Annotated in this window: 16 protein-coding genes, 1 tRNA gene and 2 rRNA genes (1 of these 19 only partly in view); 16 read left to right on the top strand and 3 right to left on the bottom strand. The window is 31.6% G+C overall.

Annotated features, from left to right (window positions below; translation table 11 throughout):
• The 3 genes from LACAL_RS08390 to LACAL_RS08400 form a co-directional block, all read left to right on the top strand.
• A 23S ribosomal RNA gene (locus LACAL_RS08390) occupies positions 1-1,625 on the top strand; it begins 1,196 nt to the left of the window's first position.
• 124 nt (positions 1,626-1,749) lie between these two features.
• Positions 1,750-1,857 (top strand): 5S ribosomal RNA (rrf, locus tag LACAL_RS08395).
• An 87-nt stretch (positions 1,858-1,944) separates the two neighbouring features.
• Positions 1,945-4,380 carry a helix-turn-helix domain-containing protein gene (locus LACAL_RS08400; RefSeq protein ID WP_013870297.1) on the top strand — a complete coding sequence of 812 codons (2,436 nt, stop codon included), beginning with the start codon at positions 1,945-1,947 and terminating at the stop codon, positions 4,378-4,380.
• Positions 4,381-4,455: 75 nt separating this feature from the next.
• Here the strand turns inward: LACAL_RS08400 and LACAL_RS08405 are convergent, their stop codons facing one another.
• Positions 4,456-5,598: an acyl-CoA dehydrogenase gene (locus LACAL_RS08405; protein WP_013870298.1), complete on the bottom strand. Its 1,143-nt coding sequence runs from the start codon at positions 5,596-5,598 to the stop codon at positions 4,456-4,458.
• 93 nt (positions 5,599-5,691) lie between these two features.
• Here LACAL_RS08405 and LACAL_RS08410 point away from each other — a divergent pair, with 93 nt between their 5' ends.
• From LACAL_RS08410 to LACAL_RS08460, 10 genes are all read left to right on the top strand, one after another.
• Positions 5,692-6,756, top strand: coding sequence for an anhydro-N-acetylmuramic acid kinase (locus LACAL_RS08410; RefSeq protein WP_013870299.1), 1,065 nt, complete (start codon positions 5,692-5,694; stop codon positions 6,754-6,756).
• A gap of 154 nt (positions 6,757-6,910) precedes the next feature.
• Positions 6,911-8,137, top strand: coding sequence for a Glu/Leu/Phe/Val dehydrogenase dimerization domain-containing protein (locus LACAL_RS08415; protein ID WP_013870300.1), 1,227 nt, complete (start codon positions 6,911-6,913; stop codon positions 8,135-8,137).
• Between the two features lie 29 nt (positions 8,138-8,166).
• The gene (gene nhaB / locus LACAL_RS08420) at positions 8,167-9,636 is read left to right on the top strand and encodes a sodium/proton antiporter NhaB (RefSeq protein WP_013870301.1); all 1,470 of its coding nucleotides are present in this window, start codon (positions 8,167-8,169) and stop codon (positions 9,634-9,636) included.
• Positions 9,637-9,708: 72 nt separating this feature from the next.
• Entirely contained in the window at positions 9,709-10,410 is a 702-nt protein-coding gene (locus tag LACAL_RS08425) for a MotA/TolQ/ExbB proton channel family protein (protein WP_013870302.1), read from the top strand.
• Positions 10,411-10,420: 10 nt separating this feature from the next.
• Entirely contained in the window at positions 10,421-10,813 is a 393-nt protein-coding gene (locus LACAL_RS08430; RefSeq protein ID WP_013870303.1) for a biopolymer transporter ExbD, read from the top strand.
• A 1-nt stretch (position 10,814) separates the two neighbouring features.
• A complete protein-coding gene (gene tolA / locus LACAL_RS15025; RefSeq protein WP_013870304.1) occupies positions 10,815-11,912 on the top strand; it encodes a cell envelope integrity protein TolA in 1,098 nt (365 codons plus the stop codon).
• A 52-nt stretch (positions 11,913-11,964) separates the two neighbouring features.
• Positions 11,965-12,843 (top strand): hypothetical protein, encoded by an 879-nt coding sequence (locus LACAL_RS08445; protein WP_013870305.1) that lies wholly within the window; start codon positions 11,965-11,967, stop codon positions 12,841-12,843.
• A gap of 4 nt (positions 12,844-12,847) precedes the next feature.
• Positions 12,848-14,065: a folylpolyglutamate synthase/dihydrofolate synthase family protein gene (locus tag LACAL_RS08450; RefSeq protein ID WP_013870306.1), complete on the top strand. Its 1,218-nt coding sequence runs from the start codon at positions 12,848-12,850 to the stop codon at positions 14,063-14,065.
• 64 nt (positions 14,066-14,129) lie between these two features.
• A tRNA-Val gene (locus LACAL_RS08455) sits at positions 14,130-14,204 on the top strand.
• 136 nt (positions 14,205-14,340) lie between these two features.
• Positions 14,341-15,906, top strand: a complete 1,566-nt coding sequence (locus LACAL_RS08460; RefSeq protein ID WP_013870307.1) for a hypothetical protein — start codon at positions 14,341-14,343, stop codon at positions 15,904-15,906.
• Between the two features lie 18 nt (positions 15,907-15,924).
• Here the strand turns inward: LACAL_RS08460 and murF are convergent, their stop codons facing one another.
• Both murF and gldJ read right to left on the bottom strand, forming a co-directional pair.
• A complete protein-coding gene (murF, locus tag LACAL_RS08465) occupies positions 15,925-17,208 on the bottom strand; it encodes a UDP-N-acetylmuramoyl-tripeptide--D-alanyl-D-alanine ligase (protein ID WP_013870308.1) in 1,284 nt (427 codons plus the stop codon).
• Positions 17,209-17,290: 82 nt separating this feature from the next.
• Positions 17,291-18,967: a gliding motility lipoprotein GldJ gene (gene gldJ, locus LACAL_RS08470; RefSeq protein WP_013870309.1), complete on the bottom strand. Its 1,677-nt coding sequence runs from the start codon at positions 18,965-18,967 to the stop codon at positions 17,291-17,293.
• A gap of 266 nt (positions 18,968-19,233) precedes the next feature.
• On the opposite strand from gldJ, the gene porU reads away from it, so the two are divergent.
• The 3 genes from porU (at position 19,234) to cdd (ending at position 24,973) form a co-directional block, all read left to right on the top strand.
• Complete coding sequence (porU, locus tag LACAL_RS08475) at positions 19,234-23,112, top strand: type IX secretion system sortase PorU (protein WP_013870310.1); 3,879 nt, start codon at positions 19,234-19,236, stop codon at positions 23,110-23,112.
• Between the two features lie 32 nt (positions 23,113-23,144).
• Positions 23,145-24,395 carry a type IX secretion system outer membrane channel protein PorV gene (porV, locus tag LACAL_RS08480; protein WP_013870311.1) on the top strand — a complete coding sequence of 417 codons (1,251 nt, stop codon included), beginning with the start codon at positions 23,145-23,147 and terminating at the stop codon, positions 24,393-24,395.
• Positions 24,396-24,490: 95 nt separating this feature from the next.
• Complete coding sequence (gene cdd, locus LACAL_RS08485; protein WP_041301850.1) at positions 24,491-24,973, top strand: cytidine deaminase; 483 nt, start codon at positions 24,491-24,493, stop codon at positions 24,971-24,973.
• The last annotated feature ends 154 nt before the right edge of the window (positions 24,974-25,127 follow it).

The raw sequence follows: 25,127 nt of genomic DNA on the forward strand, positions 1-25,127 counted from the left end.
AAAGTGGTAGGGGAGCATTGTAGTGGCGTTGAAGGTGTGCTGTGAGGCATGCTGGAGTAGCTACAAAAGAAAATGTAGGCATAAGTAACGATAATGCGGGCGAGAAACCCGCACTCCGAAAGACTAAGGTTTCCTCAGCTATGCTAATCAGCTGAGGGTTAGTCGGGACCTAACGCGAACCCGAAAGGGGTAGTGGATGGACAACAGGTTAATATTCCTGTACCTGCTCACACTAAAAGTGACGGAGGCGAATAGTTAGTGCGCACAGACGGAATTGTGCGTTGAAAAGAGTGGTAACACCTTGATAGTACACTAAGACTACGGTCGCGGTGATAATCTAGCGAATCGACTTCCAAGAAAAGCGAGTGAAGCAGCCCGTACCCTAAACCGACACAGGTAGTTGGGATGAGAATTCTAAGGAGCTCGAGAGATTCATGGCTAAGGAACTAGGCAAAATAGACCTGTAACTTCGGGAGAAAGGTCGCCACCCTTCGGGGTGGCCGCAGTGAAAAGGTCCAGGCGACTGTTTATCAAAAACACAGGGCTATGCTAAATTGAAAGATGACGTATATGGCCTGACACCTGCCCGGTGCTGGAAGGTTAAGTGGAGTTGTTAGCTTCGGCGAAGCAATCAAATGAAGCCCCAGTAAACGGCGGCCGTAACTATAACGGTCCTAAGGTAGCGAAATTCCTTGTCGGGTAAGTTCCGACCTGCACGAATGGTGCAACGATCTGGACACTGTCTCAGCCATGAGCTCGGTGAAATTGTAGTATCGGTGAAGATGCCGATTACCCGCTGTGGGACGAAAAGACCCCGTGAACCTTTACTATAGTTTAGTATTGGCTTTGGATAAGTAATGTGTAGGATAGGTGGGAGACTTTGAAGCAGCATCGCTAGGTGTTGTGGAGTCATTGTTGAAATACCACCCTTTGCTTATCTAGAGTCTAACCCACAGAGTGGGAACAGTGCTTGATGGGTAGTTTGACTGGGGTGGTCGCCTCCAAAAGAGTAACGGAGGCTTCTAAAGGTTCCCTCAGCACGCTTGGTAACCGTGCGTAGAGTGCAATGGCATAAGGGAGCTTGACTGAGAGACCTACAAGTCGATCAGGTACGAAAGTAGAGCATAGTGATCCGGTGGTTCCGCATGGAAGGGCCATCGCTCAAAGGATAAAAGGTACTCCGGGGATAACAGGGCTGATCTCCCCCAAGAGCTCACATCGACGGGGGGGTTTGGCACCTCGATGTCGGCTCGTCACATCCTGGGGCTGGAGAAGGTCCCAAGGGTTGGGCTGTTCGCCCATTAAAGTGGCACGCGAGCTGGGTTCAGAACGTCGTGAGACAGTTCGGTCTCTATCTACAGTGGGCGTTAGAAATTTGAGTGGATCTGACTCTAGTACGAGAGGACCGAGTTGGACTAACCTCTGGTGTATCTGTTGTTCCGCCAGGAGCATTGCAGAGTAGCTACGTTGGGAAGGGATAAGCGCTGAAAGCATATAAGCGCGAAACCCACCACAAGATGAGATTTCTTTAAAGGGTCGTGGGAGATTACCACGTTGATAGGTCATAGGTGTAAAGGCAGTAATGTCATAGCCGAGTGATACTAATAACCCATAGGCTTATTGTACGCCTGTTTTTTTATTAAGTTCAATATTATTATTAATTATTATCATGTTTTAACACTTAGTGTTCTTTTTTCAATATGTTTTATATACGGTTAAGTATAATTATTATACATACACCGAAAGATTTAAGGTGATTATAGCGATAGGGCTCACCTCTTACCATTCCGAACAGAGAAGTTAAGCCTATTAGCGCCGATGGTACTACATTTGTGGGAGAGTAGGTCGTCGCCTTTTTTATAAATCCTCAACGTTTATTCGTTGAGGATTTTTTTTTGCCTTTTTGTAAGATTATATTTAAAAATCTTATTAAATTTATAATTTATGTTTATAAATAAGGAAATTGATTTAGCTTGGGATTTTATTAATAACACTGATAGAAATATATTTTTAACAGGTAAAGCAGGTACAGGAAAAACTACATTTCTTCATAAATTAAAAAAAGATTCTATAAAAAGAATGGTTATAGTTGCACCAACAGGTGTAGCAGCAATTAATGCTAAAGGAATGACAATTCATTCTTTTTTTCAAATGCCTTTTGGACCAATTGTTCCTGAAGATTATAACGTAAATTCTTCTGCTTTTAATAAGAAATTTAGTAAAACAAAAATCAATATTATTAAGTCTATGGATTTATTAGTTATTGATGAGATTAGTATGGTACGAGCTGATTTATTAGATGGTATTGATAAGGTTTTACGAAGGTTTAAAAACAGAGAGTTGGTTTTTGGAGGTGTTCAATTACTTATGATTGGTGATCTACAGCAGCTTTCTCCAGTAGTTAGAGATTATGAATGGCACATACTAAAGCCTTATTATAAAAATGCTTTCTTTTTTAGTAGTATTGCTTTTCAGACTAGTAATACTATAACTATAGAATTAAAGCATATATATAGACAAGACAATCCTACATTTATCAATATTCTTAATGAGATAAGAAATGACACATTATCTCATCAATCTGCTAAGGAACTTAATAAAAGATTTAAGCCAGACTTTAAACCTTCAAAGGAAGATGGGTATATTTCTTTAACTACACATAATAACAAAGCAGAATCTATAAATAATGAAGCTTTAAAAGCTATAAAAGAAAAAGAAGTTGTTTATAAAGCAAAAATAGAAGGTAAGTTTCCTGAGGTTTCTTTTCCTAATAAAGAAGAGTTAATATTAAAAATTGGAGCTCAGGTTATGTTTATTAAAAATGATAGTTCTGTAGAGAAACGTTATTTTAATGGAAAGATAGGGACTGTTATTTTATTAGATAAAAATGAAGTTGTAGTTAAATGTCCTGATGATGATTTCAATATTAATGCTAGCCATGAGATATGGGAAAATATAAATTATTCTGTAAACAAAGAAACTAATAGCATTACTGAAAATAAAATAGGTTCTTTCTCTCAAATTCCATTAAGATTAGCATGGTCTATAACAATTCACAAAAGTCAAGGTTTAACATTCGAAAAAGCAATTATAGACGCTCAAGGAGCATTTGCTCATGGACAAACTTATGTTGCGCTTAGTAGGTGCAAAAGTTTAGAAGGCTTAGTTTTAAAAACAAAAATAGGTTCTAATCAAATTATAAGTGATAGTAATGTAATAACGTTTAATAAACTTGCAGAACAAAATCAACCAAACGAAACTATTTTAATAGATAGTAAAGTAAATTTTCAACTTAAATTAATTTCTGAAATATTTGATTTTTTTAAATTTATATATCCAATAAACAGAATTTTAGATATTTTTTATAAAAATAGAAATAGTATTCAAGGCGATATAGAAGCACCTTTATTATTAATTAAGAAAACAATTACTACTTTACTAAAAGTAGCAAATACATTTAAAATTCAACTTCAAGAAATATCTCAAAACTCAATTTTACCAGAGAATAACAAAGTACTTCAGGAGCGCTTTTTAAAAGCATTAGATTATTTTTTAAAAGAATTAAACAATAATATTATCGTATCTTATAAAAGTTTAAGTTTTACTACAGATAATAAAACTATAGACAGTGACTTGTCTAAAATGTTAGATGTTATAGAGGAGCAAATAGAAGCAAAGAAATTATTTTTCAATAAACTGTCTAAAGGCTTTAATGCAGAAAAGTATTTAAATTTGAGAGCTAAATCTGTCTTTTTAGCTAAAGAGGCTCCCAAGAAATCAAGAAAATCTATTGTAGATGGCACCACAAATGTTGATTTATTTGAATTACTTAGAGAATTAAGAAATGAATTGGCCCAAACTAATGATTTAATACATTATCAAATATTTACTCAAAAGTCTCTTTATGAGATGTGCGAAACACTACCAACTAATAAAAAAGAATTATTAAAAGTAAATGGTTTTGGTAAAACTCGAGTTGATAAATATGGCAATGAAATTTTAAAAATTATTAGAGAATATTGTGATGAAAATAATATAGAAACATCTAAAGACATAGAAATATTTGAAGAAAAGAAGCCTAAACGAAAAGTAGGAGAAACAAAAACAATATCTCTAAATTTATTTAAATCTGGTAAAACTGTTGAGCAAATTGCTATGGAGCGTGATTTAAATTTAAATACTATAATTGGGCATTTGGCTAGTTTTATTCCTTCAGGAGAAATTAAAATTTTAGATTTAATGTCTAAAAAGCATTTTGATGAATTAATGGAAATTATACCAACTCACAAATTTGAAAACCTTTCAGATTTAAAACATCAAATAGACGATAAATATACTTTTGGCGAGTTACGTTTAGTGTTAGATAATATGTCTAAATAATTAGTATTTAAATTCTAAATACATTACATAAAAAAAGCAGCCATTTGGCTGCTTTTTTTATAGGTAAAAAAGATATTAACCTTTTATAACACCTCTTGATATTACAATTTTTTGAATTTCAGATGTTCCCTCATAAATTTGAGTAATTTTTGCATCACGCATTAAACGTTCAACATGATATTCTTTTACAAATCCATTTCCACCGTGTATTTGTACAGCCTCAACAGTATGTTCCATAGCTACTTTAGAAGCATATAGTTTTGCCATAGCACTAGACATATCGTAATTATTACCTTGATCTTTATCCCAGGCAGCTTTCATAACTAAATGTCTTGCAGCCGAAATATCTGTATACATATCTGCTAATTTAAAAGCAATAGCTTGGTGGTTACAAATTTCTGTACCAAAAGCTTTACGTTCTTTAGAGTATTTTAATGCTAACTCGTAAGCACCAGATGCAATACCTAAGGCTTGAGCAGCAATACCAATACGACCACCAGATAATGTTTTCATCGCGAATTTAAAACCAAATCCATCTTCACCAATTCTATTTTCTTTTGGTACTTTTACATCATTAAACTGTAAAGTATGCGTATCACTACCTCTAATTCCTAGCTTGTCTTCTTTAGGTCCAACATCAAAACCAGGTGTTCCCTTTTCAACAATAAAAGCATTAATACCTTTATGCCCTTTTTCTTTATCTGTTTGAGCAATTACAAGATAAACATCTGCTCTGCCACCACTAGTAATCCAGTTTTTAGTACCATTAATTATATAGTGATCGCCTTTATCTTCAGCCGTTGTTCTTTGTGAAGTAGCATCACTACCTGCTTCAGGCTCACTTAAACAAAATGCACCAACAAATTCACCAGTTGCTAATTTTGTTAAATATTTTTGTTTTTGTTCTTCAGATCCGTACGCTTCTAAACCGTAACAAACTAAAGAGTTATTTACAGATACAATTACAGAAGCAGAAGCATCTATTTTAGATAATTCTTCCATAATTAATACGTAAGAAGTAGCATCCATACCGCTTCCTCCATATTTTGGATCTACCATAATTCCCATAAAACCTAAATCACCCATTTTTTTAACTAACTCATCTGGAAAATGTTGTTTGTCGTCGCGCTCTATAACGCCAGGTAATAATTCAGTTTGTGCAAAATCACGAGCTGCGTCGCGTATCATTAAATGCTCTTCAGTTAAGCTAAAATCCATAGTTAAAGTTATAATGTTGATTTGATAAAATAAGAGTGCAAATATAGCTTTTTATTGTCTTTTTTTCAATAGATATTTCTATTTTTACTTTATATGATAAAAAATGAATATAATGTTGTTGGTGTCATGTCTGGTACCTCGTTAGATGGTATAGATTTAGCTTTAATTAATTTTAAATTTGAAGATTCCTGGACTTTTAAAATTATAACAGCTGAAACTGTTGATTATACTAAAGATTGGACAACTAAATTAAAAACTTTAGTAAACTATACAAAACCAGAATTAAAGTCATTAGATATAGAATATACAGCCTACTTGGCAAATACAATAAATGTATTTTTAGAAAAAAATAATATTTTTAGTGTTGATGCAATTTGCTCTCATGGACATACAGCACTTCATAAACCAGAAAACAAATTAACCTATCAAATAGGAAATTTACCTTCAATTGCAAAAATTACAAACCAATTAATTGTATGTGATTTTAGAGTTCAAGATATAGAATTAGGAGGTCAAGGAGCGCCATTAGTGCCAATAGGCGATGAGTTATTATTTTCAAATTATACCTTTTGTATAAACTTAGGTGGGTTTGCAAACATATCTACAACATTAAACAAAAACCGAATTGCTTTCGATATTTGCCCTTTAAATATTGTATTAAATAAATATGTATCAAATTTAGGGTTCAATTTTGATGATAAAGGTGAAATAGCAAAAAGTGGCTCCATAAATAAAGCTTTACTTAAAGAACTTAATGCGTTATCATTTTACAAAAAAAACTATCCTAAATCTTTAGGCTTAGAATGGGTTAACAAAAATATTTTTCCCTTAATAGATAGTTACAAACTTAGCACTCCAGATATATTAAGAACATTTGTAGAGCATATTGCAATACAAATAGAAACAGTAATAAATACAAAAACAAAAGCTTCAATACTATTAACTGGTGGTGGAGTGTTTAATTCATTTTTAATAAGTAGAATAAATTCACGCACTAACAATAAAATAGAAATACCATCTAAAGAAATAATAGAGTTTAAAGAAGCATTAATATTTGGTTTTTTAGGAGTTCTAAAACTTAGAAATCAAGTTAATTGTTTAGCTAGTGTAACTGGTGCAAAAAAAAATCATGCTTCAGGAGTAATATTTCATCCTTAAAAAAATATTAATTTTAAGAGTGTACATAATTTGTTTTTTATATTTGTTAAATCAAACTAACTAAAATTTCTTCTAAAATGAATCAGCTTTAGCTTTACTTACAGAAAAACAAAAAATGAAAATAAAAGTTATAACAAGATTCAATAGAATTTAAATGAAAGAATTACTAAAAAAGTACGAAAATAAAGAGCCAGAAATAATTTTTAACTGGAAAGATTCAGAAACAGAAGCCGAAGGCTGGACAGTTATAAACTCATTACGTGGTGGCGCTGCAGGTGGAGGAACACGAATGAGAAAAGGATTAGACATGAACGAGGTCCTATCTTTAGCTAAAACAATGGAAGTAAAATTTACAGTTTCTGGACCAGCAATTGGCGGTGCAAAATCTGGTATAAATTTCGACCCAAGTGACCCTAGAAAAAAAGGCGTTCTTGAGCGTTGGTACAAAGCAGTATCTCCATTATTAAAAAGCTATTATGGAACCGGAGGAGATTTAAATGTAGATGAAATTCACGAAGTTATTCCAATTACTGAAGAATCTGGTGTTTGGCATCCTCAAGAAGGTGTTTTTAATGGACATTTTAAACCTACCGAAGCCGATAAAATTAATAGAATTGGTCAACTACGCCAAGGTGTTATTAAAGTAATAGAAAATCCAGGGTTCTCACCAGATGTAACAAGAAAATATACTGTTGCAGATATGATTACGGGTTATGGCGTTGCCGAAGCGGTAAAACATTATTACGAAATTTATGGTGGTAGCGTTGTAGGTAAACGTGCAGTTGTTCAAGGCTTTGGTAATGTAGGTTCTGCTGCTGCATATTATTTAGCACAAATGGGAGCTAAAGTAGTTGGTATTATAGATATTTCTGGAGGCGTTATAAACGAAGAAGGTTTCTCTTTCGATGAAATAACAAACTTTTTTTTAAACAAAAACGGTAACACTTTACTAGCAGATAACATGATTCCTTTTGAGGAGATGAACCAGCGCGTATGGTCACTTCAAACAGAAATTTTTGCTCCATGTGCCGCTTCAAGATTAATAACGCAAGACCAAATCAATCAATTAATTAATACAGGATTAGAAGTGATTTCTTGTGGTGCAAATGTACCATTTGCAGATAAAGAAATTTTCTTTGGTAGTATTATGGAACATACAGATGAGAAAGTTAGTTTAATTCCAGACTTTATTTCAAACTGTGGTATGGCAAGAGTTTTTGCTTACTTTATGGAGAGAAAAGTACAAATGACAGACGAAGCTATTTTTAACGATACTTCAGAAATTATTAAAAAAGCATTACAAAATACATACGATAAAAACCCAAGCAAAACCGAAATTAGTAAAACAGCCTTCGAGATTGCATTAACACAATTAGTTTAATTCATTTTAAAACTTAATACTTCAAAATTATGATAAATCAGTTTTTAGGAAACAGTCCTAAATGGTTCAAATTCACGATGATTGCTTTTTTAATCATTAATATTCCTATCTTCTATATAAACCCTACTATATGCGCATGGTTGTTTATTGGTGAATTTATTTTCTGTTTAGCAATGGCATTAAAATGTTATCCATTACAATCAGGAGGATTACTGGCTATAGAAGCTTTAGCTTTAGGGCTTACAACTCCAGAAAATGCTTATCATGAAGTAGATGCCAACCTAGAAGTTATATTACTTTTAGTATTCATGGTTGCAGGTATTTATTTTATGAAACCTCTATTAATGTATATATTTAGTAAGGTTTTTACAAAAATTAAATCAAAACTAGTATTGTCAGTACTATTTGTAGTTTTATCTGCAGTACTTTCAGCTTTTCTTGATGCACTTACGGTAACAGCAGTATTAATTAGTGTAGCTGTAGGTTTCTATGGTGTATACCACAAAATACATTCTAGTGTTGATGCAGATTATGATGACGATAACATTCTAGATAGAAAAGAATTAAGTGGTGAAACATTCGAACAATTTAAAAGCTTTTTAAGAAGTTTAATAATGCATGGTGTAGTAGGTACGGCATTAGGTGGCGTTTGTACATTAGTAGGAGAGCCACAAAACTTATTAATTGGAGAACGTTTAGGATGGGATTTTGTTCAGTTTTTCCTAAAAATGGCACCAATTACAATTCCTGTTTTATTTGCAGGTATTATTACAACTATAATTTTAGAAAAAACTAAAATATTTGGTTATGGTGATAAATTACCAGAAGTAGCACGTAGAATAATTGAAAATTATACAGAAGAGCAAGACAAACAAAGAACCGAAGCTCAAAAATATGGATTAATAGTTCAAGGAGTTTCAGCATTATTATTAATAGCAGGTTTAGCATTACACATCGCTCCAGTAGGATTTATAGGGTTAGCTCTAATTATTGTTCAAACTGCATTTATGGGTATTACAGACGAGCACTCATTAGGTAAAGCATTCGAAGAAGCATTACCATTTACAGGTTTACTAGTAGTGTTTTTTGTAATCGTAGCCATGATACATGATCAACACTTATTTCAACCAATTATAGAATGGGCACTTTCAAAAGATCCTTCACAACAACCAGCAATATTTTATGCAGCAAATGGTTTGTTATCTATGATTAGTGATAACGTATTTGTAGCAACAGTATATATAGGAGAAGTTCAAAATGCATTTACAGCAGGAAACATTTCAAGATTACAGTTTGAGCAATTAGCAATAGCAATTAATACAGGTACAAATTTACCAAGTGTAGCAACACCTAATGGCCAAGCCGCATTTTTATTTTTACTAACATCATCAATAGCACCATTAATTAATTTATCTTACGGTAAAATGGCAAAAATGGCATTTCCATACACAATTGTTTTAGGTATTATGGGACTATTAGGCGTTATATATATGCTATAGTTTTAAACTTCTAAAAAGGAAAATATATTAAATTTTAAAAAAGCACGTTATACAGTTATCTAAACCTAGAATATGTTAAATACAATCTTACAAGAAGCAGCTCAAAACACTGACGGATTAGCCGAAGGAGAATCAGTTGAAAAAACACTCTCAATTATAGAATTAATAACAACTGGAGGTACAGCAGGAATAATTATTATAGCGTTGTTATTTGTGCTATTTGTAGTAGCATTATACATTTATTTTGAAAGAATTTTAGCCATAAAAGAAGCCTCTAAAGTAGACTCAAATTTTATGAATCAAATTCGAGATTACGTAAGTAATGGTAAAATAGATTCAGCTCAAAATTTATGTGCTCAAACAAACTCACCAGTATCAAGATTAATAAGTAAAGGCGTTTCAAGAATAGGAAAACCTTTAGACGATATTAATACAGCAATAGAAAATGCAGGACGTTTAGAAATTTATAGCTTAGAAAAAAATATTAGTGTTTTAGCAACCATTTCTGGAGCCGCACCAATGATTGGGTTTTTAGGTACAGTAATAGGTATGATTCTTTCAATTTTCGAAATAGCAAATTCAGGCGGTTCAATAGATATTAAAACCTTAGCAGATGGTTTATACACAGCAATGACAACAACCGTTGGAGGTTTAATAGTTGGTATTATAGCTTACATTGCATACAACCATTTAGTAGTAAAAACAGATAAGGTAGTATATAAAATGGAAGCTAATTCATTAGAGTTTTTAGACCTTTTAAACGAACCTAGCTAAATAAATATTTATGAATTTACGCGGAAGAAATAAAGTAACACCAGAATTCAATATGTCTTCAATGACAGATATTGTATTTCTATTACTAATATTTTTTATGATTGCTTCAACATTAGTTTCAGCTGAAGCAATAGATCTGTTATTACCAAAATCATCAAGTAAAACAACCCAGACAAAAAACATTTCGGTAAGCGTAGATAAAAACGTTAACTATTATATCGATTTAAAACAAGTGTCTAAAGAAACACTAGAATCAGAGTTGTTATCAAAATTAGGCAGTGCAGAATCGCCAACAATAACAATACGTTCAGATCAAGATGTAGAAATGAAACACGTAGTATATATAATGGATATTGCTAACAGAAATAAAATAAAATCTACCTTAGCAGTAAAGTCTCAGTAAAATGAAATACTTCGAAACAAAACACGAAATAAATTCGGCAAAAATCACTACTTTAATAGTAGTGATTATCGTTTTATTATGTTTTGTTGTTGGACAAAACTATCAAGATCCACCAGAAGAATATGGAGTAGCCATAAATTTTGGAAGTTCAAGTGTAGTAGATGAAAATATTAATTCTAATCCTCCAGAAAAACTTCAAGAATCAGAACCAGAACCAGAAGAAACAACACCTGAAGATATTGTTGAAGAAGAAACTATAGAAGAAGAAGTACAAGAGGAAGTAGAAGAAGAAACTATAGAAGAACTTGAAAAAGCAATAGAAGAATCCAAAGCACAAGAAGCCGCAGAAGCAGCTAAAGCAGAAGCTGCAGAAAAAGCTGCCGAAGCAGAAAAACTTTTGCAACAAGAACGCGAAGAAGCTTTAAGAATTAAAAAAGAAAAAGAAGAGCAAGAAGCTAAAGAAGCAAAAGAGAAATTAGAAAAAGAGCAAAAAGAAGCTGCAGCAAAAGCAAAAAAAGAAGCCGAAGAAAAAGCTGAAGCCAAACAAAAAGCTCAAAAATTAGCCGCAGAAAAAAAAGCAAGAGCATTAGAAGCCAAAAAGAAAGCCGAAAAAGCAGCGTCAGATGCTAGAAAAGCCGAAGCAGCACGAATAGCAAAAGCTAAAGCACAAGCAGCAGCCAAAAAAGCAGCAGCAGACGCAGCAGCAGCAGCGGAAGCTTCAAAAGAAAAAGGAAGTGGTAATCAAACCGTATCATTTGCTTTAATAGAAAATGTACCCGTTTACCCAGGTTGTGAAGGCGGTAATAATGCTGCTAAGAAAAAATGCATGAACGATAAAATCAAACAATTTCTAGGACAAAACTTTAATAAAAGTTTGGCCTCGAATTTAGATTTAAAAGGCATTCAAAAAGTAAATATTTTCTTTAAAATAGATAAAACAGGTAGAGTAGTTGGTATTAGAGCAAAAGCACCACATCCTAAATTAGAAGATGAAGCAAAACGCGTAACAAAATTATTACCAAAAATGAAACCAGGTATGCAGCAAGGCAAACCAACAACAGTTTCTTTTTACTTGCCATTAAACGTAAAGGCAAATTAGATTTTAAAAATATTCTGTCAAATTTTTCGTTTTAAAAGTAAATAATACAATAATGAAATATTTAGAAACAAAACACGAACGTAATTCAGCAAAAATAACAACCCTAATAGTTGTCATTTTAGTACTACTGTGTTTTGTTGTAGGACAAAGTTATCAAGATCCTCCAGAAGAATATGGAGTTGCCGTTAACTTTGGAAACTCATCTGTAGGTAGTGGAAATATACAGCCAGATCAACCTGTAAAATCTAAAAATTTAAATATTAATAAACCACCGCAAGAAGCTCAATCTCAGCCTACAGAAACTCAAGAAAGTGAAACTTCAGAACAAGTAGAAGAAAAAATTTTAACTCAAGAAACAGAAGAAGCAGTAGCCATAAAAAAGGCTGAAGCAAAAAAGAAAGCAAAAGCACAAGCAGAAGCTAAAGCAAAAGCCGAAGCAGCACGTATAGCAAAGGCAAAAGCTGAAGCTGAAGCTAAAAAGAAGGTAGAAGAAGCAAAAAAGAAAGCCGAACTTGATGCTATGATGGGCGGCATGAATAATTCTAATGGCGAAGCTGCTGGAAGTGAGGGCAACGATAATATTGCTGGAGATAAAGGGCAATTAAACGGTAATCCATATGCTCCAAGTTATTTTGGTAGTGGTAGCGGTAATGGTGGTGTTGGTCATGGTCTTAATGGTAGAGGTGCGCCAACTAAAACAGTTTATAAGCAAAACTGTAACGAATCCGGTTTAGTTGTAGTTAGAATAGAAGTAGATAGAAACGGTAAAGTTGTTAAAGCAGAACCTGGTGTCAAGGGTACCGAAAACACAGCATCATGCTTATTAGAACCAGCAAGAAAAATAGCATTATCTCATAAATGGAAAGCAGATTCTAAAGCACCTACAAGACAAGTTGGGTTTGTGAGTATAGATTTTAAATTAGGACAATAATATAATGACATATCAAGATACTGTAAAGTGGATGTTTTCTCAACTTCCTATGTATCAAAAAATAGGAAACAAAGCCTACAAAGTAGATCTAAGTAATACTCATTTACTAGCAAAACATTTAAAAAATCCAGAAGCAAAATTTAAAACCATTCATGTAGCAGGTACAAATGGAAAAGGTTCAACATCTCATATGTTGGCTTCAATTTTGCAAGATGCCGGTTATAAAGTTGGTTTATATACTTCTCCACATCTTAAAGACTATAGAGAACGCATTAAAATTAACGGCAAAGAGATTAGTAAACAATTTGTAATTCAATTTATAAAACGAAATAAAACATTTTTAGAAACTAACGCTTTATCTTTTTTTGAAATGACAGTAGGGTTGGCTTTTGAGTATTTTGCCAAACAACAAGTAGATATAGCAATTATAGAAGTTGGATTGGGAGGAAGATTAGATTCAACAAATATAATAACACCAGAAGTATCAGTAATAACTAATATAGGTTTAGATCACACACAGTTTCTAGGAAACACTTTAGAAGCCATTGCCAAAGAAAAAGGTGGAATTATAAAACACAATGTTCCTGTTGTAATTGGTGAGACTCATATTAAAACTAAAGAAATATTTAAAACACTAGCAAAAAATAATCAAAGTGACATTTTTTTTGCAGATCAATTAAGTGCTCATAATTATAAAAGTGATTTAAAAGGAGATTATCAAAAAAATAATATTCAAACTGTAGTACAAACTGTAAATCAAATTATAAAAAAAGGGTTTAAAGTATCTAATCAAAATATAAAAAATGGGCTTGGAAACGTTGTAAAAAATACAGGTTTACTTGGTAGATGGCAAATACTACAAAGCAATCCCAAAGTAATTTGTGATACTGCTCATAATTTTGAAGGATTAAATTTTACTATAAATCAACTCAAAAAAGAGAATTTCGAGAATTTGCACATTGTTTTTGGAGTAGTAAATGATAAAGATTTAAGTTCAATTAGTACAATTTTACCCAAAAATGCCAAATACTACTTTTGCAAACCAAATATTCCTAGAGGTATGAGTGAAAAAAAATTAAAATCAATTTTATTACAAAGTAATTTGGTTGGAGAGAGCTACAGTTCTGTAAATGAAGCTTATAAAAGTGCCTTGTCAACTGCCAAAGCAGAAGATATTATCTATATTGGAGGTAGCACTTTTACCGTTGCAGAAATTATTTGAAAATTTTTTCAAAAAAGTTTTTGCAAATCCAAAATCTGTCTTATATTTGCACACCTAATAATTAGGGCGCGTAGCTCAGTTGGTTCAGAGCACTTGGTTTACACCCAAGGGGTCAGGGGTTCGAATCCCTTCGCGCCCACAACATCAAAAAAATCCCGATAATTTTTTATCGGGATTTTTTATTTTAAAAAACTTCTTTTTTAGCTCTTAAATAGCGGTTTCTATTTTTAGTCTATTTAATTTTATAACCTAATTGTTTTTTATAACTTAAGTAAATGAAAAAGTGGTTGCGTAATAGTTTATTTGTCTTTTTAGGAATTCTATTTATAGTTTTTGGTGTGCTTTTCGCTTCAAATACTATAATTAAAAATAAAGTAGAATTTTTTCTTGAAAATAGATTGCCAGATTATATTTCTCAATCTTATTCAAACATCGATTTAGATTTGTTTGAAGGTACTATTACTGTAAATAAACCTATAGTAAACCTTAAAAATAGAAATGATAATAATATACATACTACTGTAAGTTTAGATAAAATTATTATTGAAGATTTAAGCTATTGGGATTATCTTTTTAAAGCTACCATTACAATAGAAGACATAAAGTTGTTTAAAGCTAATATTACTTATTTTAAAGACGTATTTAAGCCTTCTAAAGATCAAGATAAAACAAAAGGCTTAATTAAGTTATATAAGCCAATTTTAATTGAGGAATTAAGCATTGATAACGCCATGCTTCATATTTATGATAAAGCGTCAGATTCACTTTTATTATATGTTAAAAATAGTACTACAGAGATTGATGATTTAGTTATAAATAACGAAACCTTAAAAAAGCGTTTACCAGTTAATTTTAGTGAATACGAGTTTAAAGCCGATTCTGTGTTTTTAAAAGCTAATGATTTTGAAAATTTAGCCACTTCAAGTATTAGACTAAAGGATAATAAAGCAACTTTTAACAATGTTCAATTTAAAACAAAATATTCTAGAACAAAATTATCTAGAGTAATCAACAAAGAAAGAGATCATTTTAATTTAAAATTGGACAGTTTAAACATTTCAGGTCTGGATTTTGGCTTTATAAATAGGCAGTTATTTATAAACTCTAAAGCAATAACAATAGCAAACCCTAATTTAGAAATATTTAGAGATAAGTTGGTTGAAGATGATTTAACTATAAAAAAATTATATAGCGAATCTATAAGAGAAATTCCTTTTGATTTAACTGTAGATTCTGTATTAGTTAAAGATGCTAATATAGAATATACAGAAAAAGTTAAAGAAGAAAACAATGGCGGTAGTATTTCGTTTCAAAAATTTTATGCTTCTATTTACAATGTAAGTAATACCTATAAATCACCTATTAAAACAGAATTAGATATAACTGGTAAATTTATGAATGTCACACCTTTTAAAGCATATTGGAGCTTTGATGTCAACAATATTAATGACAAGTTTATATTTAAAATGAATATGGATGCTATAGCATTTAATGAAATAAATGAATTTACAGAACCTAATTTAAAGGTGCGCTTATCTGGAAATACTAATAAACTGTTTTTTACAATTAACGGAAATAAAAACAATGCTACAGTAGATATGAAAGTTAATTATGAAAACTTAGAAATTAATGTTTTAAATAAAAACGGAAACAAAAAAAACTGGCTACTATCTAAAGTAGCTAATCTATTTGTGTCTAAAGATAGTAAGGATAAAAAAGATAATTTTAGAGCAGCAAAAACTAAAGTCGATAGAGATAAAACAAAATCTGTATTTAATTTTATTTGGCTAAATACAAGCGAGGGATTATTAAAAAGTATGGCTGGTGATGGAGAAAAATAATACTAAAATTATAGTATTTTAAAACAAATCTACAATACGCTCTAAAGCCATGCCTCTTGAGCCTTTTATTAATAACGTAGCATTAGTTATATCAATTGTATTAAAACTCTTTTTTAAAGCTTCAAAAGTTTTATATTGCTTTATTTTTTTATTTTCAGTTTTTGTACTATTAAAATTCGTTCCAATTAAATACACGGTATTTATATTTAATGTGGTAATTAAATCTGTAATATTTTGATGTTCTGCTTGTGCTTCGTCTCCTAACTCAAACATATCTCCTAAAAAGGCAATTTTATAAGTAGCGTTAAGATTGCTAAAATTTTCTAACGCAGCCTTCATACTTGTTGGGTTTGCATTATATGCATCTAAAATGATTTTATTAGAATTCTTATTAATTATTTGAGAGCGATTATTAGTAGGTGCGTAATTTTCAATAGCCGCTTTTATATCACTAAATTTTACATTAAAATAACTACCAATTGTAATGGCCGCACTAATGTTTGTAAAGTTATATTTTCCTATAAGTTGAGATGTAATTATTTGGTCTTGAAATTTTAGTGTTACAAAAGGATTAGCTTCAAGAAAATTAATATTTAGTTGGTTTTGTGTTTGATTTGAAAATCCGCTTTTTAAATTATAGTTACTTAATTTTTCATTTTGAATAGTATCATCAGCATTAAAAAAAATATGTTTTTTATATGTAATTAGATAATTATAAAGTTCACTTTTTCCGTTAATAACTCCTTGAATACTTCCAAAACCTTCAAGATGTGCTTTTCCAAAATTTGTAATGTAACCAAAATCTGGTTTAGCGATATTGCTTAAAAACTCAATCTCTTTTAAATGATTTGCACCCATTTCTACTATTCCAATCTCTGTATCTTTTGTCATGGATAATAAAGTTAGTGGTACACCAATATGATTGTTTAAATTTCCTTTAGTAGCGGTAGTATTGTATTTTTTTGAGAGAACTGTATTTATTAATTCTTTAGTTGTGGTTTTTCCATTACTTCCTGTTAAACCAATAATAGGTATGTTTAAATACTCTCTATGGTATGTAGCAAGTTGTTGTAGAGTTTCTAAAACATTTTCAACTAAAATTGTTTGAGATGAAGTGTTATATTCTAATTCATCTATAATAACATACTTGGCACCTTTTTTTAAAGCTTCAGTAGAAAAAGTATTGCCGTTAAAGTTATCTCCTTTTAAGGCAAAAAACATTATGTTTTTTTTAATTGTTCTGGTATCGGTAGATACAGATTTACACTCTAAAAAGAGTTGGTGCAGTTGTTCTATTTTCATAAAATAAAAATATAAAAAAAGTCCTAACTAAGCGTTAGGACTTTTAATATTATTAATAAAAACTGGTTTTAGTTTTTAGTTTTTAGTTTTTAGTTTTGTTTTTAGATTTAGATTTAGAACCTACTCTAGACATCGCACATCTAAAGCCAATATAATCTGTAGCCATAGTTTGTGGGAAATAACGTCTTTGTGCTGGGTCTAACCAATATTCTCTATCTCTCCAAGATCCGCCTTTGTATACTCTAACTTCGTCGTTAATTAAAGATGTTCTCTTGTTAGATTTATCTCTTTCTCTTATTAAAGTTCCTGTAGAATCATACTCAACAGAATGCTTAGGTGAGTTGTACATTTTTCTTGTAACATTAGCATTATCACCATCTTCAGATTCATCAAAACCATCATCGTACATACGAGAAGATTGTCTATCACCATCTCTAAAGTTTCTATTGTCTGCTCTGTCAAAGTTTGTTCTTAAGTAAGTTTCATTTTCATCAACAGGTTGTTGTGCAATTTCTCCTGGTAATACTCTTACTACTAATTTTCCTGTAGGCAAAGTATCGTACTCAACTTCATCTGTTGTTACAACTTTAACAGTACCATCATCATTTAATACATTTTTAGTATAAACGTTACCACGGTAGTAGTTAAAATCATTAAATTCATCATCAACAATTGGTCTGTAAACATCTGCAACCCATTCTGCAACATTACCAGCCATATCGTAAAGACCGTAATCATTAGGAGCATAAGTTTTTACTTGAGCAGTAATATCTGCACCATCATCAGACCATCCAGCTATTCCACCGTAATCACCTTTACCTTGTTTAAAGTTAGCTAATTGGTCACCACGTACTTGGCGTTTTCCAGAACGAGTGTATTGTCCATCCCAAGGATATTTTTTACGACCTCTATATACATTGTAACTTCTAACTTCAGATAATCCTAAAGCAGCATATTCCCATTCTGCTTCTGTTGGTAGTCTATACTTTGGTGAAATAACACCAGTTTGTCTAGATGCAAAAACATTAATTTCGTTACCTTCTTTATCTGTTTGAGGTTTTAATTTCCCTCCTTTAAGTATCTCTTCATTACCTCCAAAAGTTTGTGTTGGAGCATTAATGTAAGTATCTGTGTTAAAGTTAGCGTCTGCAGTTGCTTCATACTGGCTATCTTGTTTTAAGTAACCTTCTTGCTGTAAATACATTTCGTTTACACGATCTGTTCTCCAGTTAGCAAACTCAACAGCTTGAATCCAACTTACACCAACTACAGGATATTCTGCATAACCTGGGTGACGTAAATAGTTTTCTGTCATTACTTCATTATAACCTAAACGATTTCTCCATACTAAGGTATCTGGAACAACACCTTCGTAAATTGCTCTAAAGTTTTCTTCTTCTGGTGGATAAACTCGTTTAATCCAATCTAAGTATTCCATATACATTAAATTGGTAACTTCTGTTTCATCCATATAGAATGATTGTAAGTGTTGTTGATTTGGAGTGTTATTCCAATCATGCATCACATCATCTTGTACACGACCCATGGTAAAGGTACCGCCTTCAACGAATACTAAACCAGGAGCAGTTTCTTGCTCTTTAAATTTTGTGTTGTATTGGAAACCTCCTTCTTTAGAGTTAATATCCCAACCAGTAGCTCTTGAAGTATTAGATCCTCCAGAACGTCCACAACTAACCAAGGTTAGCGAAATTGCTAATACTATTAGTATCCTTGATACGATTACTTTTTTCATATTCATACGTTTAAGTAAGATAAATTATGTTTTTGGAGACGCAATATAAGAATTAAAGCCAACTCTACAAGAGATTTTGTGAAAATTGATAAAAAAAATATTACAGTTCATCCTGTTTATTTACGTTACATCGATTCTTTTTTTGTCGTTTATCGACGTTTTGAATCACTATAACGTGCGTTTTTTTAATTTATTATTGTAATTTTGAAGTCTTTTTAAGAAATTTTTAAGAACCTAATAATAACAATGAAATAACTCCGTTATTAAAAGCAATGAAAAAGATTCTATTTGTAATTACAATGCTAATTTGTGCTGTAGTTTTTGCACAGCAAAAAAAGTTTAACCTAAATTGGCAAGGAGTAAAAACCTTTCATTCGGGAACTCATACCATTCAAGTTCCTGAGTTTTTACCTAAAAAAAACTTTAAATTTAGTTTAGCTCAAGGTATTCAGTTTGTATCACAATGGGAGTCGCCTACCTTAATAAATGAAAATAGTGTTAATCTTACTAATGTAACTTACAGTAATATAACTAAGTCTCAATTAAAAGGTATTAACCTTTCTACAGTTCCTTCCACTATACAAGTTGTATTAAAAAATGTGAGCGATAGAAATAAAAATTATGCGGTATTGCAAGTGTCTGCTATTGTTAAATCTGGTAATTCTTATAAGAAAGTTACTGGTTTTACAATTAATTATAACAATTCAAATTCTGGAAGATTGGCTAATAGAAATCCTTTAATATTTAATTCTGTTTTAAATACTGGAAGTTGGTATCGTTTTGCTGTAAAAGATACGGGAGTATTTAAACTGTCTAAGTCTTTTTTAAATCAATTAGGTATAAATGTTGAAAGCTTTGATCCTCGTACTATTAAAATATATGGTTCTGGAGGACAAATGTTACCTTATGAAAACTCAGCAAACTATCCTTATGATCCAGAAGAAAATGCAATTCAGGTTATTGGTGAAGATGATGGTTTTTTTCATGACAGTGACTATGTTTTATTTTATGGTGTTGGACCAAAAGGTAGAGTGGAAGACTCTAGTATAAATACAAATTTAAATCCATATATAGATACTGCTTTTTATTACATATCTATTGGTAGTGGTTTGGGAAAACGTATTTTGCCTTTTCAAGAACCTACTGGTGCAGCGACATTAACAATAAACAGTTTTCAAGATTACAAATTTCATGAGGTTGATGATTTTAATTTAGCATTTGTTGGTCGTCGTTGGTTTGGTGATAAATTTGATATAGAAACGTCTAAAACTTTCGATTTTAATTTTCCAGATTTAGATACTACAACCCCAATAAATCTTAAACTTATAGGCGTAACAACTTCTACTAGTGCAGCTAGTATGGCTATTAATATTAATGGCGCTCAGGTTTCAACTTTAACAATACCTTCAGCCACAGGAGCCAATGTAGCTTCAGAAGCTCTTTATCAAGATAATATTCCAGTAGCGAGTGAAAATGTTTCGGTTCAAATAAATTATGATAATCAAGGTGTTCCTGGTGGTGCTGGTTATATAGATTATTTAGCAATTGAAGCTACTAGAAATTTAAATTATAACGGTAATCAATTTCAGTTTAAAAATAATCAAACAGCACAATCTTCAGGAATTGGCGAGTATGTAATTACAGGAGCGGCAAATTTACCAGAAGTTTGGAATGTAACAGATAATTTAAACGTAACTAAAAAAGTAAACACTAGCAATGCAGCAACCTTTAGTTTTAAATCTACATTAGGAACTCTAAAAAAATATGTAGCGGTATCAACTTCAGATTTTAAAACACCTATAGTACCAGCATCTACAAAAGTTAATAACCAAAATATTAAAGGCACAATTTTTAATAACTCTCAAGGTGCTTTTCAAGATATAGACTATGTGATTGTAACTCCTACATCACATTTAAGTCAAGCAGAAAGACTGGCACAAATTAATAGAACAAAAAATAATTTAAATGTAAAAGTTGTTACTGCAGAAGCTATTTATACAGAGTTTAGTACAGGTAACCAAGATATTGCAGCAATAAGAAATTTTGTAAAATATGTTTATGAAAATGCTAGTTCTACTCAAAATAGATTAAAATATTTATGTCTTTTTGGAGATAGTTCTTTTGATTATAAAGCTAAAATAGCATCTAACACCTATAATTTACCACTTTGGAATGCGTATAGTAGTTTTAATTACACCAATTCATATATATCAGACGATTTTTATGGATTGATGGATGATAACGAAGGTGATATAGATGATGCCTCATCACTATACAAATTAGATGTAGCAGTAGGTAGAATTCTTGCAGATTCACCACAAAGAGCTAAAGAAATGGTAGATAAAGTAAATACTTACTACTCACAAGAAGCTTTTGGTAGCTGGAGAAATAATTTAATATTTGTTTCTGATGATGTTGATGAAGCCTTTGAAAAAATTCTTCAAGAAACAACAGATGAAATTGCAGATGAGATTACTACCGAAAAACCTTTTTTCAATGTCGTAAAAATTCATTCTGATGCATACCAACAAGAATCATCGGCTGGTGGAGACCGCTACCCATCTGTAAGAAGTGCCATTATAGATGCGGTAGAAAAAGGAGCATTAGTTGTTAATTATTTTGGTCATGGAGGCGAAGATGGTTTTGCTTTTGAAAGGATCTACGAAAAATCTGATGCGCCAGAACTTCGTAACGATTGTAAACTAACCACTTTTGTTACAATAACCTGCGATTTTACGAGATTTGATAATCCGTTAAGAGAAACAGCAGGAGAATTAACATATTGGAACAAGAATGCAGGAGCAGTAGCGTTAATAACTACAACAAGAGAAGTTTTTGTAAGTGTTGGTACAACATTTAATAAAAAATTAGAAGAATATTTATTCTCATATAGCGATAACGATACTTTTAGTGATTTTGAGTACCCAACAATGGCAGAAGCATTAAGGCTAACCAAAAATGATAACTCTATAAATGCACAAAAAGAATTAGTCTTTTTTATAGGTGATCCAGCAATGAAATTAGCAATACCAGAACCTAATGTTGTATTAACACATATTAACGATGTACCAGTTCAAGGTAATACAGAAGTTCTAGAAGCTTTGAGTTATGCAAAATTAGCAGGACAAGTAACAGATGTTAATGGTAACTTATTGTCAAATTATAATGGTAAGCTAGTAACAACAATTTACGATAAACCAATAGAAAGAGAAACACTAGCAAACGATGGTGTAGTAGAAAACGGTCAACTAATAAAACTAGAATACGAAACATTAGGCGAAGTAATCTTTAGAGGTCAAGCAACAGTAACAAATGGCATGTTTGAGTTCGATTTTATTGTACCTAGAGATATTGGAATTCCTGTAGGTTACGGTAAAGTAAGCTTTTATGCATCACGAGAAACACCATTAAGCGACCAAACAGGAGCAACAACTACAACATTACAAATTGGAGGCGTAAATGAAAATGCAGCAGAAGACAATCAAGGACCAGATATAATTTTACATATGAATGATGAAGCTTTTGTCTCAGGAGGCATAACAAATGCGTCACCAACACTATTGGTAAAGTTACAAGACGAAAATGGTATTAATACAGCCAGTGGAATTGGTCATGATATAGTAGCAACATTAGATGGAGACGAAGTAAATCCCTTTATATTAAACAGTTATTATGTAACAGAATTAGATGATTATACACGCGGAAGCCTAAGTTTTCCATTTAGAGATTTGGAGCCAGGATTACACACATTAAAATTAAAAGCTTGGGATGTCTACAATAACTCATCAGAAACAGAAATTCAATTTAGAGTATTTAACGAAGATGAAGTGCTTGTAATAGAAAACGTATTAAACTATCCAAATCCTTTTGTAAATTATACAGAGTTTTGGTTCTCTCATAATAGTTCAGAAACACTAAATATATCAGTTCAAATTTTTACTATATCAGGAAAATTAGTAAGAACTCTTAATGGACAAACAACAGGAGTTGGCTCTAAAATAACTAGCTCTACATCAAGAGATATTATTTGGGACGGAAGAGACGATTTTGGAGATAAAATAGGAAAAGGAACCTATGTTTATAAATTAACAGTACACTCACCAACAACAAATAAAACAGTCGAAAAAATAGAGAAACTTGTAATCCTCTAATAAAAAATTATATTTGCCTAATAAATTTATATATGAAAAATAGAATAATTTTTATAATTACCGCCATTTTTACCTTTAATTTAAATGCACAAAACCCTACAACTATAGTTCCAGATGCAGATTCTAGAGTTATAACAACAGGAATGCCTTTTTTATTAATAGCACCAGATGCCAGAGCAGCAGGTATGGGAGATATGGGTGTAGCAACCTCAGTAGATGCATTTTCTCAAAAATGGAATCCAGCAAAGTATGTGTTTTCTGAAGCTAAATCAGGTGTGTCTTTAAGTTATACACCATATTTAAGTAAATTAGTAAATGATATAGGTGTTGGTTATGTTTCGTACTTTAACAGAATAAATGAGCAAAGTGCTGTTGGAGCAAGTTTAACTTATTTTAGTTTAGGTGAAATTGAATTTAGAGAAACAGCAGACGATGTACCTTTAATTCAAAAGCCAAACGAATTTGCTTTAGACTTATCATATACTTTACGATTAAGTGATCAATTTGGTATGGCAGTAGCAATGCGTTATTTACGTTCAGATTTAAAAATTAGAGATAATAGTAATGTAGAAACTGATCCAGCAAGTACTTTTGGTGTAGATATTACAGGTTTCTATCAAAGTGAAGAAGAAGCTTATAACGATTTTAACGGCCGTTGGAGAATGGGATTTGCTTTACAAAATTTAGGTCCTACATTTACTTATACAGATGGAGGTCCAGATAACTTTCAACCTACAACCTTACGTTTAGGTGCAGGTTTCGATTTTATCTTCGACCAATACAATACATTAGCAGTAACAGCAGAGTTTACCAAATTATTAGTACCAACACCACCAGTAACAGGTACAGAACGTGAATTTAATGATGATAATGGAAATGGCGTTTACGAGCCAGAAGATGGAGAAACATTAGGAGCAGTGGTAGACGATCGTGTTATAATAGATGGTCAAGAAAATAGAGATGTAAGTTTTATCTCGGGAATATTTCAATCCTTTGGTGATGCACCAGGTGGTTTTAAAGAAGAATTACAAGAATTTACATACGCTTTAGGAGCAGAATATAAATATCAAGATGCTTTTGCATTTAGAGCAGGATATTTTAATGAGCATGAAGAAAAAGGAGCTAGAAAATTCTTTGCTTTAGGAGCAGGATTTAAATACAATGTTGTTAATGTGGATTTATCATACCTATTTTCAGCATCAAAAATTCAAAGCCCGTTAGAAAGTACATTACGTTTCTCACTAACATTTAATTTAGGAGCAGGTACATATAGCGAGTACTAATTTTAATAAAATAAATAATAAAAAAACTATTGCCAACAGCAATAGTTTTTTTGTCTAAAACCATTTCTAAAATAGTTTATATATTAGATTTTAATATGAAAGAAATAAAAATAGAATCAACACTTTATGCATTCAATTCGTTAAACGAAACGCCTAAAGAGATACAAGACTTAATGGAAATAGCTATAGAAGCTAGAAAAAAGGCTTACGCTCCATATTCAAAATTTAAAGTAGGAGCAGCAATTTTATTAGAAAACGGTGAAATAGTTTCAGGAAGTAACCAAGAAAACGCATCATATCCATCAGGTTTATGCGCAGAGCGAACAGCAATTTATTATGCTGGAGCCAAATACCCAAATGTAAAAATTGTTAATATGGCTATTACTGCTGCATCAGAAAATCAAGAAACATTAGAGCCTATACCTCCTTGTGGAGCATGTAGACAAGCCATAGCAGAATATGAAAACAATCAAGAAAATGCTATAGAAATTTATTTTATGGGCGTATCTGGAAAAGTGGTAAAGTCTAATTCTTTGGCTAATTTATTACCATTTGGTTTTAATAAATCCAATCTATAACGTTTTCGTAATTCTAACTTAAGTATTATACGCATTTTAGTTAATTTTCACTTTTGCTATACCAAATCAAAGTATTACTTTTGTTAGTGAAACTCAATTTTAAAAATAAATTGTACTCTTAATAAATTTTATAATTTATTTAATCATATAAATA

Origin of the sequence: Lacinutrix sp. 5H-3-7-4 (assembly GCF_000211855.2) — a bacterium.
In the GTDB taxonomy this organism is placed as follows: domain Bacteria; phylum Bacteroidota; class Bacteroidia; order Flavobacteriales; family Flavobacteriaceae; genus Lacinutrix.